Below are 12,811 nucleotides of genomic sequence, written 5' to 3' on the forward strand. Positions count from 1 at the left end.
GCTTACTCCTTGATTTGAAAACGCGCGGAGACGCCTTGCGCGTCACGCACGGATGAGTCGGTGCTGACGTTCAGGCCCTGGTTGATCAGGCCCTCGCGCAGCAGTTGCAGATCGGCAAAGGCCGGGGCGCTGACTTGCAGGCTCCAGCCGTCCTCGGCCTGGTAATCCAGGCGCTGGATCTGAGACAGGGCGCCGCCGCTGGCGCTCCAGTGTTGTGCCAGTTGCGACAGGCGCAGGGCCACGCCGGGGGCTTCCTGCACGTGCTGACGTTGCTTGAGCCGCACCTGATGCGCCAGATCGGCGCTGGCCGGTTCATCGGCGAAACGTTCTTGCCAGAGGCTGCGGCTGGCCGCGTGCAACTGGTCGTTGCGCTGCTCCAGGTAGAGTCGGTGTCCGACGTTCTGCAGCAGTTGCGCGCCGCCGGCCATCGCCAGCACCAGCAGGACCACGCGCCAGGGGGCGCTCTGCCGGGTACGGCGCTGGAACTGGCCATGGCACAGGTCGATCGCCTGCAGGCTGCCCTGGCCGAGCACTTGCCAGGGCTGCGCTTCGGCTTGCCAGTGCGGCGGTTCGACACCGTCGAGGGTGGGGGCCTCGGCGCCCTGCCACAGCAGCCCGTCCGGCAGCAGCCGGCCCAGTTCGCCGAGCTCCTGCGGGTTGAGCGTCAGGCGCAGCGCAGCGCTGCCGCCCAGCAGCCAGCGGCCGTCCCAGGCCAGGGCGCGTGGCCGGTCCTGGGGCAGGCAGTCGGCGTCGATGTGCATGCGTGACGGTTGCAGCCCATGCTCGGCCAGGCGCTTGAGGCAACGCTGCAGGCGCTCGCGGTCGATGACCAGCACCGAGCAGTGACGTCCCTCGCGCAACGGGCCATGGGCCAGGTGCAGATGCTCGACGTCGTCGATCAGGTGTTCTTCCAGGGCGCTGTGCAGGGCCTGGCGCAACCAGCGACCGCTGCGGGCCGGGACGCTGACCTGATGAAAGCTGGCCATCTCCATCGGCAGCAGCAGGGCGAAGGCCTGCCCGCGCAGGTGTTTGGCGGCCTGCTGCAGATCGCCTTCCCGGGGGGCGCTGTCGGCAGACCACCAGTGGCAATGCCAGGGGCGGTCGCCCGGGGTATGGGGTGAAAGGTAAAGCCAGTGGCTCATCAATGGTTACTCGGTAAGCGAATGGTCGTTGAGCGGCAAGGGCAGCAAGGTGCGCTGCTGCACGCGGACCTGGTCGGCACTCATGACCCGCAGGTCGCTGACCAGACGCAGGCGTCGGCCATGCAGCTCAACGTCGATGGTGGCGCGGAACTGGCGGCTGTTGACGCTCAGCCCGCGCGCGGTGATGTCCCGGCCCTGCAGCATGGGATTGGCGAGAAACGCGGCGACCGTCGGGTAGCCCTTGGCCGGGCGTGTCTGGGCCAGGGTCCGTGCGGTCGGCAGATCGATGCCTTCGATGCTGGCCAGCACCAGGGCGTCGGCGGTGTTGAGGTTGATGTGCCCCTGATCGTAGGCCGCCACCAGCGGCGCCAGGCGTTGCAGGGTGTCGGCGCCCACCTCTGGCAGTGGCCGCAGTTCGCTGATATCGCTCAGGGGCAGAGGGCGGCCCAGGCGATCCCGGGGGCGCAGCAGCGCCGCCGGGTCGTGGGGCTTGATCTCGGCCAGGGCCAGCAGCCGCTGGTAGCGAGCCCGGGGGATCACATCATCCGGCACCAGCGTGCTGTTGAGGTTGAGCCGGGCGCCCAGATCGCTGATCCGGATCTGCAGCCGGCCACCTTCGATCGGGAACGCCGGGGCCGGCCGGGCCCAGTGCTGGCCCAGATGGGTCACCAGCAGGCCGCCTTCGCTGCGGGCATCTTCCAGCAACTGGCTGCGGGCCCAGCTCTCGCCGCTCAGGGCCAGTTGCCAGAGCTGCTGGTGCTGCACCAGGTGGCTGCTGCTGGCCAGGCTGAGCCGCTGGCGGGCAAGCATGTTGCTGACCACCAGGGTCACCAGTGCGGTGATCAGCAATACGCTGAGCAGGGCGACGCCGCGTTGGGCGCGAGGCCTATTCACGGGGCGGTTCCTCGTCCACTTCAGCGCCGCCGGGCAGCAGCATGACCCTGCGGATCTGGGGAAAGCCCGGCGCGCTGAGCTCAATGTCCACGGCGGCCGGCAGGCTCAGGGCCTCGCTGCCGATGGGCCAGCTGTCATGGGGCTGGCCCAGGGCGTCGATGAAGCGCAAATGGATCAGCTCGACCCCACTGAGCAAGGGTTGCACCTGACTGAGGCTGCCTTGTTCCAGGCCCTGGGCTTCGCGCAGCCACTGGCCGTCGCTGAAACGGTGGCTGACCTGCAACAGGTGGCTGCGGGGATAGTCCAGGGGGTTGCGCCAGCCGCCGCGCAGCAGGCGCAGCCCCTGGGGCTGGCTGATCAGCGCCTGGCTATGGCTGTGGTCGTCCTTGAGGGCGTGACGTTGCACCTGCACCAGGTCGCGTTCCAGCAGGCTCAGGGCCCGTTGCAGTTGGCGCAATTGCAGTTCCTGGGTCTGGATGCGCTGGTCGCTGCGCATCACCCGGTCCAGCAACTGATAGGTCGCCAGGCCCAGCAGGCTGAAGATGGCGATGGCCACCACCACTTCCAGCAAGGTGAAACCGCGCTGGTTCATGGGCTGGCCTCGATGTAACCCAGCAGCTGCGCGCGGCTGTACTGCCGGGCCCGTTGCGGGTCCTGCTCGGCCGACACCCGCAGGCTGACCTTGAGCAGCCGCGAGTCCGGCGCCGCTTCGATCTCGCTGAACAGCCACCAGCGGCGCCCGCCAAACTCGACCTGTCGTTGCTGGCGGCCGCTGCTGCGCGGCTGCATGCCGCTGCGCAGTTCATTGAGGTAGTTGTCGGCAATCCAGGTGGCCTGGGTGCGTTCGGCCAGATTGCCGCTGTTGATGGCCACATGCTGGATCGCACTGAACAGCGCAATCGACACCGTGGCGAAAATCGCCAGCGCCACCATCACTTCCAGCAGGGTAAAACCCCGCTCAGTTCGCGGTTTCAAGTCGGGGCTCCTGTATGCCGTCGCTGGACAGGGTCAGCAGCGCGCTGTTGCGGTGCTCGATCCACAGGGTGAAGGCGCTGGTTTCATCGCTGGACAGCACCAGCAGCTGGGGCAGGGCGCTGCGACTAACCGCCTGGCCCAGGGCCGGGCCGGCTTCGGCAATCTCAAGGCGCAGGCGCAGGCTGCCGGGCAGGTTCTGGGCACGCCAGTCGCGGTCGGCCAGCCATTGCCCCTGGTCATCCAGGCGCATCACGCTGTAGGCGTCGGGTTCGATGCGCAGGCCGTAGTCACTGTTGCTCAATACCGCCTGCTGGCGCAGCAGTTGCAGCAGCGCCAGCAGGCGATCGCCTTCACGGCGTGCCTGACGGCTGGCGGAGTCGGGGTTGATCAGGCCGATCATGCCCGCGGACAGGGCGATGATCAGCACCACCACCAACACTTCGATCAGGGTGAAGCCCTTGCTGTGGGAGCGTTGCACCGCTCAGCGGTCCCAGTTGCCGATCTCGGCGTTCAGGCCGTCGCCGCCGAGCTTGCCGTCGGCGCCGAAGGAGAACAGGTCATAGCCCGTGCCGCGGGCGCCCGGCACGCGGTACTGATAGGCGTTGCCCCAGGGATCGATGGGCAGGCGCTTGAGATAGCCGTCGGGGTTCCAGTTGCGTGCCGGCGGGTTGCCGCTGGGCTTGCTGACCAGGGCGTCGAGCCCTTGCTGGCTGCTGGGGTACTGGTGGTTGTCGAGTTTGTAGATGTCCAGGGCCATGGCGATGGCCTTGATGTCGCTCTGGGCGGCGGCGGCCTTGGCCTGATCGGGACGGCTCATGATCTGCGGCACCACCAGGGCCGCGAGGACCCCGAGAATGACCACCACCACCATGATTTCAATCAGGGTAAAGCCGCGTTGCTGGTTCTGAGTCTGCACGTAGGGGGTTCCGGATTCAGGTAATCAATTGGTTCAGGCTGAGGATCGGCATCAGGATCGCCAGCACGATGATCAGTACCGAGGCCCCCATGAACACCAGCATGGCCGGCTCGAACAGGCCCACCAGCAAGGCGATGCGGTTGGCTAGTTGTTCTTCCTGCTGCTTGGCGGCGCGTTCGAGCATGCTGTCCAGCTCGCCGGAGCGTTCACCGCTGGCGATCATGTAGAGCATCATCGGCGGGAAACTGCCGTTGAGTTCCAGGGCCCGGGTCAGGCTGATACCTTCGCGCACCCCCCGGACGATGTCTTTCAGACCGGTACGAATTTTCTGATTGGCCACCACTTCGCTGGCGATGGACAGGGCGTCCAGCAGTGGCACGCCGCTGCGCCCGAGAATCGCCAGGGTGCTGACAAACCGCGTGCAGTTGCTGGCCCGGATCAGCCGGCCCAGCAGCGGCAGGCGCAGCACCAGGGCATGCCAGCGCTCGCGGGTGGCCGGGTTGCGGACGGCGGCGCGGGCGGTCAGCACCAGGGCCGCCACCAACAGCAGCAGGAGCAGGCCGAAGTCCTGGAGGAAGGCGCTGCTGGCGATCAGGCCCCGGGTCAGCAGTGGCAGTTCCTGGCCACTGTCGATGAACACCTTGACCACGTCGGGCACCACGAAGCCCAGCAGGAAGCCGACGATGCTCACCGCCGCCAGCATCAGGATGCTCGGGTAGAGCATGGCCAGCTGGATCTGCTGACGGGCCGCCTGCTGGGCTTCGGTGTAGTCGGCCAGGTTCATCAGCACCTGACCCAGGTGTCCGGAGCGTTCGCCGGCGGCTACCGTGGCCCGGTACAGATCCGGGAAGGCCCGCGGGTAGGCGGCCAGGGCCACCGCCAGGCTGTAGCCTTCCAGCACCCGCGAGCGGATGGCCAGCAGCATGCTTTTGATCCGTTGCTTCTCGCACTGCGCGGCGACCGCGGCCAGCACTTCCTCCAGGGGCAGGGCGGCCTGGACCAGGGTCGACAGCTGGCGGGTGAGCAAGGCCAGTTCGGCGCTGCTCAAGCCGCCTCCGGACATCTGCAGCAAGCCTTTGCCACGCACGCGCTTGCTCTGCGCGGCGCTGAGCTTGAGGATCACCAACTGGCGCTCGCGCAGCAGTTGCCGGGCATGGCGCGGGCTGTCGGCCTCCACCACCCCGGTGGATTTCTTGCCGGCGGCGCACATGGCCAGGTATTCGTAGGCGGCCATGGTCAGTCCCTCTGGGTCACGCGCAGCAGTTCTTCCAGGCTGGTCTGCCCTTGCAGCACCATGGCCTGGCCGTCGTCGAACAGGCTGGCGCTGTGCTTGCGCGCATGCTCCAGCAGTTGGTGCTCGCCGGCGCCGGTGTGGATCAGCTGGCGCAAGGTGTCGTCGAACAGCACCAGCTCATAGATGCCGCGACGTCCGCGATACCCCGAGTGCTGGCAGGCGCTGCAGCCTTTGGGCCGGTACAGCTGCGGCGCGGCGTCGGCGCTCAGGCCCAGGCGTTCGCAGGCGGCGGCATCGGCGCTGTGGGGCTCCTTGCACTCCGGGCACAGCAGGCGCACCAGGCGCTGGGACAACACCCCCAGCAGCGAGGTGCAGAGCAGGAAGGGCTCGATGCCCATGTCCACCAGGCGGGTCACCGCGCCGATGGCGCTGTTGGTGTGCAGGGTCGAGAGCACCAGGTGCCCGGTGAGGGAGGCCTGCACGGCAATTTCCGCGGTTTCGCGGTCGCGGATCTCGCCCACCATCACCACGTCCGGGTCCTGGCGCAGGATGGCCCGCAAGCCCCGGGCGAAAGTCATGTCGACCTTGGCGTTGACCTGGGTCTGGCCGATCCCGGTCAGGTGGTATTCCACCGGGTCCTCGATGGTCAGGATGTTGCGTTCCAGGCTGTTGAGGCTGGCCAGCCCGGCGTACAGCGTGGTGGTCTTGCCGGAACCGGTGGGGCCGGTGACCAGGAGAATGCCGTGGGGCTTGTGCAGGGCGAGCTCCAGACGCTGGCGCACGCTGTCGTTCATTCCCAGGTGGCTGAGATTCAGACGCCCGGCCTGCTTGTCCAGGAGGCGCATCACCACCCGTTCACCGTGACTGGAGGGCAGGGTCGAAACCCGTACATCCACCTCATGACCGGCGATGCGCAAGGCAATCCGCCCGTCCTGGGGAATGCGCTTCTCGGCGATGTCCAGCTTGGCCATGACCTTGATCCGCGACACCAGCAGGGTCGCCAGCTCGCGCCGTGGGCGCAGCACTTCACGCAGCAGGCCGTCGACCCGCAGGCGCACCGACAGGTGTTCTTCGAAGGCTTCCAGGTGCACGTCGGAGGCCTTGCTCTTGACCGCCTCGCTGAGGATCGCGTTGATCAGGCGGATGATCGGCGCGTCATCCTCCTGCTCCAGCAGGTCAGTGGTCTTGGGCAGTTGCTCGGCCAGGCTGTTGAGATCGAACTCTTCGTCGAACTGTTCGCCCAGGCCGTCGGCCACCTGTTTGGCGCCGTTCTGCCCGTCGCGGTAGTGGGCGGCCAGGCGCTGGGCGAAGGCCTCGTCGTCCAGCACCTGGCTGCGCAGCAACGCGCCGTTGAAACGGCGCACTTCGGCCACCACCGACAGCGGCGTACTGGCGCGGCAATACAGCACCGCGCCGTCTGCCTGATGGTCCAGCACCACGCCGTGGCGGCGCGCGTAGGCAAAGGCCAGACGCGCGTCTTCGTGGGTGGCGATCATGGCTGGCGCTGGGCGCCGGGGGCGCGCATGTCGATCAGGCCTGCATCGCCATCGCGCTGGGCGTCGAACAGGCGGTGGGCGTCGGCAGGCAACTGGCCGCCGGTCTTGCCATCCGGGCTGCGCAGCGAGCGCATGTTGTTGTACTTGTGCTGGCTCATCTGCTCGGTGCTGGCGGCGTTGCGCAGCAGGGTCGGACGCAGGAACACCATCAGGTTGGTCTTCTCGTTGACTTCCTTGCTGCTGCTGAACAGACGGCCGACCCAGGGAATGTCCCCCAGCAGCGGCACCTTGCTGACCTGGACCTTGACGTTGTCCTTGATCAGCCCGCCGAGGACGATGATCTGCCCGTCGTTGGCCAGGATGGTGCTCTTGACCGAGCGCTTGTTGGTGATCACGTCGCTGGTGTTGATGCCCGGCGGCGCGGCGGCCAGCTCGGAGCTTTCCTGTTCGACATTCAGGCGCAGGAAGTTGCCCTCATTGATATGCGGCGTGACCTTGAGGGTGATCCCCACATCCTTGCGCTCCACCGTGGTGAAGGGGTTGCTGGCGCCGGCGGTGTCGGTGGTGTAGGAGCCGGTCTGGAACGGCACGTTCTGGCCGACGAGGATTTCCGCCGCCTCGTTGTCCAGGGTCAGCAGGCTCGGGGTGGACAGCAGGTTGTTGTTGGAGTCGCTGGACAGGGCGGTGATCAGCGCGCCGAAGTTGCTGCCGCCGATGCCGATGATCGCGCCATCGGGCAGGTTCGGGCGCTTTTCGTCCTGCAGGCTGTTGAGCAGGGTGCCGATGGACAGGCCGGCGCTATTGAAGTTGGCGGCGGCGGACAGCTTGCCGCGGTTGCCGGCCCATTGCACGCCGAGGGCCTGGTTGATGTCGCCGCTGACTTCGACGATCGCCGCTTCCACCAGCACCTGGGCCCGGGGCCGGTCCAGCTCGTTGATGATGCTTTCGAAGGTCGCCAGCTGGGCCGGCGAGGCCATCAGCACCAGGGCGTTCTGGCTGGTGTCGGCGCTGACCAGCACCGGGCTGTCGGGCTTCTGGCTGTCGCCGCCACGGTTGCCGGACTCCATGCGCTTGCCAATGCCGCTGAGCAGTTCTTCGAGTTTCTTCGCATCGCTGTGGTTGAGCCGGCGCACCCGCGCGGTGTCGCCGACATTGGTCGGCACATCCAGGCTCTGCGCCAGACGCTGCATCTGCTGGCGGACCGGCGCGGGCCCCACCAGGATCAGGCGGTTGCTGCGCGAGTCGCCAATGGCCTTGGCGCTGGTCATGGCACTGTTGCTGTCGGCCAGGCTGTCGGTCAGGGTCTTGGCCACTTCGGTGGCCCAGGCGTGCTTGAGCTGCACGATGCTGAACTGCCGGCCACCGGCGTTATCCAGCTCGTTGATCACCAGGCGCACCCGCTCGACGTTGTTGGCGCTGTCGGAAATCACCAGGGCATTGGAGGTGGTGGAGGGCGCCATGTAGGCGTCCGCGGCCACCAGCGGGCGTACCGCGCTGGCCACTTCGCTGGCGTTGGCGTTGTTCAGTTCGATGACCTGAGTCACGAACTCTTCACTGGCGCCGCTGGGCTCGGCGTGGGCCTTGGTCTTGGCTTCGGCCACCGGCAGGATCAGCACCCGATCGCCCTGGTCCATGGCGACAAAACCCTGGCTGCGCAGGGCGGTGAGAAACAGCGAGTAGATGCCCTGCTGATCCATGGCGGTGCTCGATTGCACCGTGACCTTGCCGTTCAGGCGCGGGTCCAGAATCATCGTCTTGCCGGTGATCTGGCCCACTTCGTTGACCAGGTCGCGCAGCTCGGCGTCCTTCATGTTCAGGGTCCATTGCTGGGCCGCGGCGGTTTTTTCCGTGGCGTACACGGGATTGATCAGGGTGCCCAGGGTCAGCAGGGACCCGGCGATAAAGGCTCGATTCATGATGCTCCAGGGGATTGCACAGACGGTTGCAGCAGGCTCCCGCTGCCTGGCTGTGGATGGGGTTGGGCCGCGGCGGCGTCCTCTGCCTGCGGGGTCAGCAACGGCGTTGCGTGCTGGGGCAGGCTCAGGATCAGTTCCTCGCCGAAGCGTTGCACCCGCACTTGGCCGGTGCCGATCTGGCGCAGGCTGCCCCCGCCCGGCAGGGGCTCGCCGATGCCATAGAAGCGGCTGCCTTCCGGCGATTCGATCAGGGCCCGGGACTGCTCCGGGTGAGCGGCCACCAAGCTGGCCAGCAGGCTCAGCGGCACCCGGGGCAGGTCGCTTGGGTGCTCTTGCAACTGGACGCCGAACAGCCGGGCGATGGCTTGCGGGTCGGGCTGGGACCGGGGGGGCGCCGGCACCACGGCGGGCGCCTGCTGGCTCGCCGGGTTCAGGCTTTGCCGGAACTGCCAGCTGCCGTACGCCAGCCACGCCAGCCAGGCCGCCAGAAACGACAAGGCGCCGACCAGCAGGCCAGCGCGAAGCGAGGGGCGAAGGGCGCTCATAAGCACAGGCGCCTCGGCAGGTTTTCACCCTGCCAGAGCAGGGTTCTTGAATAGGGGGTTGAGCTCATGGGGGGCTTGACCGCTAACAAGGAGCGTGGCGCCGTGGCGCCACGCTCGGGTGGTTGACGCTATGACTTACTTGGCGTTCCAGGCCGACTGCCAGGCGAAACCTACGCCCGGCTCGTAGGCGTTGGAGCCGCTGGTCCACTGGGTGCACCAGCCGGCGACGGCGCCAGGCTTGCACTCATAGGTCTTGCCGTCCTTGGGTTGCAGGACCACGGTGCCGGCCTTGTAGGATTTCAGGCCATTGGGGAACACGTAGTCGTACTTGGCGCCGCCTTCACCGCCGTTGCCGCCTTCGTTGCCACCTTCACCACCGCCGGCTTCGGCCTTGAGGGTGAAGCGGGCGGACTTTTGCAGCACTTCGCCTTTCTTCGAGGTGGCCACGACCACCAGGTCGTAGACCCCGGGGCTGACATTGTTCAGCGGCATGGAGAAGTGCGGGGTGTTGCCGGCCGGCGCTTGCTGGAAGGTCACGCTTTCGCCTTTGGCGTTGAACACGGTGGCCTTCACGGTGTAGTCGCCGTTCTTGGCGATGGCGTTGAAGTGCAGTTCGGTCTTGCCGTCTTTCAGGGTGTATTCGGACTGCATGCCGGTGATGGACAGCTCGCCCGGTTTGGCAGCCTGTTCCTTGTCGATCATCACGTTGACGATGTCGCTGCCTTTCTTGACCAGGATTTCGTTCCTGCCGAAGTTCGGCACCACTTCGTCCTTGTCGTTGAGCAGGCCCATCTGGTAGCCCTGCTTGGCGGCATTGACCTTCTTCGCCAGCTCGCGCGGCCAGACGTCGGCCTTGGCCAGTTCGGCGCTATCGATGTTCAGCACCACTTGCTTGGCGTGGAGCTCGCCCTGTGCGTTGAAGACGCGAGTCTTGACCTTGTCGCCGATGCTCAGGGCTTCAGGTTGTACCGCGCCCACGGTGTTCCAGTTCGACGGGATGACCGCGCCATTGTCGATGTTCAGGTCGACCACGCTGTAGAAGGTGGCGTCGGTGTCGTTGACTTTCCAGGTGGCCAGCAGCACGTGGTAACCGGAGCGATCAGACGGGATGTCCACGGTGTGATGGGTTTTGCCTTCGGACGGGGCTGGGACGGTGCCGGACGGCCATGGCTGATCCAGCAGCGGGGTCATCTCGAACGAGTCACGAGTCAGCGGCTGGTTCGGGTTCCAGTCTTTTTTGGTGATGTAGAACTGCCAGTAGCGGGTGGCGTGACCGGCTTTGTAGTGCCAGGTGAAGTTCTGCGGGCCCGGCTTGATGGTGGTCTTGGCCCAGCGGGTAGCACTCTGCTCGTTGATCGGGGAGAAACGCACCAGGCCGCCGGCGGCGATGGTGCCGTTAGCCGGGCCGCATACCTTGAAGTCGCCGGTGCAGGCCTGGGCGTTGCTTGGAAAGTGCTCGAGATCGTTACGGCCAGGCACGCCGATGTACTCGGTGCTTTGTGGCTCGTACATCACCGGACCGCAGTTGACGTTCAGTCTGCCGCCATCGGAACTGCACATGAAGGCGCGGGACTTGGGGCTTTCGATGTAACCGTGGGCCGAGGCTTGCTGGGCGGCCAGTCCCGCCGTCGCCATGGCGATGACGATCGGCAGTTTGAGGAAGGAGCGAGTCCGGTTGGAGTTGATCATGCTGTATGCCTTGAGCAATTGAAAAATGAGTGTTGAAGCGCTGCGAGGAGCCGGTGATGGGGGAATGGGACACCTTGGAGGTCCGCTGTTCCGGCAGCCTTGCCAGCGAGCACAGGCTACGTGCTGCTCCCGGGTGTTCCCATGGGACGAGTACGAGAGTCAAAGGGCTCTAGAACAAGCTTTTGCTGGATTCTTGGCGGATCGGCGCGACCCGTCTGACGGGCCTTTGCAGGCGTGCAAAAGCGCGCCGGCCGGATAAAAAAATGAGCGTGACGCTTGCGCGTCACGCCCCAAGGAGCAACTGGGGAGTTGCCGGGTTACTTGAGGATCCAGGCCATCTGCCAGTGAGAGCCGGTGCCGGGTTCGTACTGGGTCACGCCGGCCTTCCACTGCACGCAGTAGCCGCTGTACGGGAACGGCTTGCACTGGTAGGTCTTGCCGTCCTTGGGCTGCAGCACCAGGGTGCCGGCCTTGTAGGACTTCAGGCCTTCAGGGAACACGTGGTCGTACTTGGCCGGTGTCTCGGGAGTGGTGCCGCCCTCGTTGCCACCGCCGCCCGGGGTTTCCTCAACCTCTGGCTCGGCCTTGAGCTTGAAGCTGATGGTCTCTTGCAGCAGCTCGCCTTTCTTCGACTTGGCCACCACCACCAGATCGTACTGGCCCGCTGTCACGCCTTTGAGCGCGAGGCTGAAGTGCGGCGTATTGTTGCCACTGTCGGCTTGCTGGTGAGCAACGGTTTCGCCCTTGGCATTGACCACGCTGGCGGTGATGGTGAAGTCGCCGTTCAGAGCGATGGCATTGAAGTGCAGGTCGACCTTGCCGTCCTTCAGGCTGTACTCGGACTGCATGCCGGAGACCTTGAGTTCAGCCGGCTTGGCGGCTTGTTCCTTGGCGATCAGCACGCTGTTGATGTCGCTGTTCTTGTCGACAAAGATGCTGTTCTTGCCGAACTGCGGCACCACCTGGTCCTTGTCGTTGAGCTCACCGATCTGATAGCCGAGCTTGGCCCGGTTGACCTTTTCCGCCAGCGCCTTGGGCCAGTTGCTTTCCTTGGCCAGTTCCGCGCTGTCGATGTTCAGGGTGACCTGCTTGGCCGAGAGTTCGCCCTGGTCGTTGAACACCCGGGTCATGACTTTGTCGCCGATGCTCAGGGCCTCGGGCTGAACGGCACCGATATTCTTCCAGCTCGACGGCGCGACTTCGCTGTTCTCGATGTTCACGTCCACCACCTGATAGAAGGTGTTGGTGTTGTCGCTCACCATCCAGGTGGCCAGGACGATGTGGTAGCCGCTGCGGTCGGCCGGAATGTTGACCTTGTGGCTGGTGAGGCCGCCGGTCTTGGTCGGCAGGGTGTTGTTCCAGTTGTCGGTCAGCAGCGGCGTCGCTTCGAACGAATCACGGGTCAGTGGCTGGTTGGGGTTCCAGTCTTTCTTGGTGATGTAGAACTGCCAGTTGCGGGTGGCGTGTACCGCGGTGTAGCGCCAGTCGAAGGTGTTCAGCCCGGGCTTGATGCTCATCTTGGTCCAGCGGCTGGCGGTCTGTTCGTTGAGTTTGGCGAAATGGCGCAGGCCACCGGCGGCAATGGTGCCGTTGGCCGGGCCGCAGCGGGTGAACTCACCGTGGCAGGCCTGGGCGGTGCTGGGGAAACCGTCGCGGCTGGCGTTGGCCAGGTATTCGACGCTCTGTGGCTCGTAGATCACCGGGCCGCAGTTGGTGTTCAGGTTGCCGCCCTTGGCGCTACACATGTAGGCGCGGGACTTGGGGTTTTCGATATAGCCGTGCGCGGCCGCCTGTTGCGCACTGAGCGCCGCCATGCCGATAGCCATCGCCAGCGGAAGTTTGAGGAATGATTGGAAGGTATGCCGCGTGATCATCGATTGTTCCCTGATTGGACGTGATTGGATTCAACAAGCAATCGAGAGCTGGCGTAGCGACTCGTCGGGAGTCTGGCGCCATTGACTGTCTGTGCTCGAAAGCCAGCGCAAGGTTAGGCAGCAGGGGGCG

The 12,811-nt window shown here is 65.8% G+C and carries 12 protein-coding genes; all 12 read right to left on the reverse strand.

Annotation, left to right across the window (positions count from 1 at the left end; translation table 11 throughout):
- Positions 1-2 precede the first annotated feature (2 nt).
- The 12 genes from gspL to gbpA (ACMGG8_RS15845) all read right to left on the reverse strand — a co-directional run bounded on the left by gspL (position 3) and on the right by gbpA (ACMGG8_RS15845) (position 12,681).
- Positions 3-1,142: a type II secretion system protein GspL gene (gspL, locus tag ACMGG8_RS15790; protein ID WP_414159903.1), complete on the reverse strand. Its 1,140-nt coding sequence runs from the start codon at positions 1,140-1,142 to the stop codon at positions 3-5.
- A 6-nt stretch (positions 1,143-1,148) separates the two neighbouring features.
- A complete protein-coding gene (gene gspK, locus ACMGG8_RS15795; RefSeq protein WP_060844049.1) occupies positions 1,149-2,036 on the reverse strand; it encodes a type II secretion system minor pseudopilin GspK in 888 nt (295 codons plus the stop codon).
- Positions 2,029-2,628 carry a type II secretion system minor pseudopilin GspJ gene (gene gspJ / locus ACMGG8_RS15800; RefSeq protein ID WP_060840045.1) on the reverse strand — a complete coding sequence of 200 codons (600 nt, stop codon included), beginning with the start codon at positions 2,626-2,628 and terminating at the stop codon, positions 2,029-2,031. The genes gspK and gspJ overlap by 8 nt, the downstream gene beginning before the upstream one ends.
- Positions 2,625-3,011 (reverse strand): type II secretion system minor pseudopilin GspI, encoded by a 387-nt coding sequence (gspI, locus tag ACMGG8_RS15805; RefSeq protein WP_231978971.1) that lies wholly within the window; start codon positions 3,009-3,011, stop codon positions 2,625-2,627. Before gspI ends, gspJ begins: the two co-directional genes overlap by 4 nt.
- A complete protein-coding gene (gene gspH, locus ACMGG8_RS15810; RefSeq protein ID WP_414159904.1) occupies positions 2,995-3,489 on the reverse strand; it encodes a type II secretion system minor pseudopilin GspH in 495 nt (164 codons plus the stop codon). The genes gspI and gspH overlap by 17 nt, the downstream gene beginning before the upstream one ends.
- A gap of 3 nt (positions 3,490-3,492) precedes the next feature.
- Positions 3,493-3,927 carry a type II secretion system major pseudopilin GspG gene (gene gspG / locus ACMGG8_RS15815; RefSeq protein WP_060840043.1) on the reverse strand — a complete coding sequence of 145 codons (435 nt, stop codon included), beginning with the start codon at positions 3,925-3,927 and terminating at the stop codon, positions 3,493-3,495.
- Positions 3,928-3,943: 16 nt separating this feature from the next.
- On the reverse strand, positions 3,944-5,161 hold the full coding sequence (gene gspF / locus ACMGG8_RS15820; protein ID WP_414159905.1) for a type II secretion system inner membrane protein GspF: 1,218 nt from the start codon (positions 5,159-5,161) through the stop codon (positions 3,944-3,946).
- Positions 5,162-5,163: 2 nt separating this feature from the next.
- Positions 5,164-6,657, reverse strand: a complete 1,494-nt coding sequence (gene gspE, locus ACMGG8_RS15825) for a type II secretion system ATPase GspE (protein WP_060840041.1) — start codon at positions 6,655-6,657, stop codon at positions 5,164-5,166.
- Positions 6,654-8,573 carry a type II secretion system secretin GspD gene (gspD, locus tag ACMGG8_RS15830; protein ID WP_060844044.1) on the reverse strand — a complete coding sequence of 640 codons (1,920 nt, stop codon included), beginning with the start codon at positions 8,571-8,573 and terminating at the stop codon, positions 6,654-6,656. Before gspD ends, gspE begins: the two co-directional genes overlap by 4 nt.
- Positions 8,570-9,118 carry a type II secretion system protein N gene (locus ACMGG8_RS15835; protein ID WP_414159906.1) on the reverse strand — a complete coding sequence of 183 codons (549 nt, stop codon included), beginning with the start codon at positions 9,116-9,118 and terminating at the stop codon, positions 8,570-8,572. Before ACMGG8_RS15835 ends, gspD begins: the two co-directional genes overlap by 4 nt.
- 135 nt (positions 9,119-9,253) lie before the next feature.
- Positions 9,254-10,807, reverse strand: coding sequence for an N-acetylglucosamine-binding protein GbpA (gene gbpA, locus ACMGG8_RS15840; protein WP_115580436.1), 1,554 nt, complete (start codon positions 10,805-10,807; stop codon positions 9,254-9,256).
- Between the two features lie 317 nt (positions 10,808-11,124).
- On the reverse strand, positions 11,125-12,681 hold the full coding sequence (gbpA, locus tag ACMGG8_RS15845) for an N-acetylglucosamine-binding protein GbpA (protein WP_060844041.1): 1,557 nt from the start codon (positions 12,679-12,681) through the stop codon (positions 11,125-11,127).
- Positions 12,682-12,811: the final 130 nt, after the last annotated feature.

It is taken from the genome of Pseudomonas sp. BNK-45, assembly GCF_047456255.1.
In the GTDB taxonomy this organism is placed as follows: domain Bacteria; phylum Pseudomonadota; class Gammaproteobacteria; order Pseudomonadales; family Pseudomonadaceae; genus Aquipseudomonas.

What these genes read in the sequence shown, in the direction of transcription:
- gspL (WP_414159903.1), bottom strand. Translation starts at nt 1,142, where the DNA reads ATGAGCCACTGGCTTTACCTTTCACCCCATACCCCGGGCGACCGCCCC.
- gspJ (WP_060840045.1), bottom strand. Translation starts at nt 2,628, where the DNA reads ATGAACCAGCGCGGTTTCACCTTGCTGGAAGTGGTGGTGGCCATCGCC.
- gspF (WP_414159905.1), bottom strand. Translation starts at nt 5,161, where the DNA reads ATGGCCGCCTACGAATACCTGGCCATGTGCGCCGCCGGCAAGAAATCC.
- gspE (WP_060840041.1), bottom strand. Translation starts at nt 6,657, where the DNA reads ATGATCGCCACCCACGAAGACGCGCGTCTGGCCTTTGCCTACGCGCGC.
- gspD (WP_060844044.1), bottom strand. Translation starts at nt 8,573, where the DNA reads ATGAATCGAGCCTTTATCGCCGGGTCCCTGCTGACCCTGGGCACCCTG.
- ACMGG8_RS15835 (WP_414159906.1), bottom strand. Translation starts at nt 9,118, where the DNA reads ATGAGCGCCCTTCGCCCCTCGCTTCGCGCTGGCCTGCTGGTCGGCGCC.
- gbpA (WP_115580436.1), bottom strand. Translation starts at nt 10,807, where the DNA reads ATGATCAACTCCAACCGGACTCGCTCCTTCCTCAAACTGCCGATCGTC.
- gbpA (WP_060844041.1), bottom strand. Translation starts at nt 12,681, where the DNA reads ATGATCACGCGGCATACCTTCCAATCATTCCTCAAACTTCCGCTGGCG.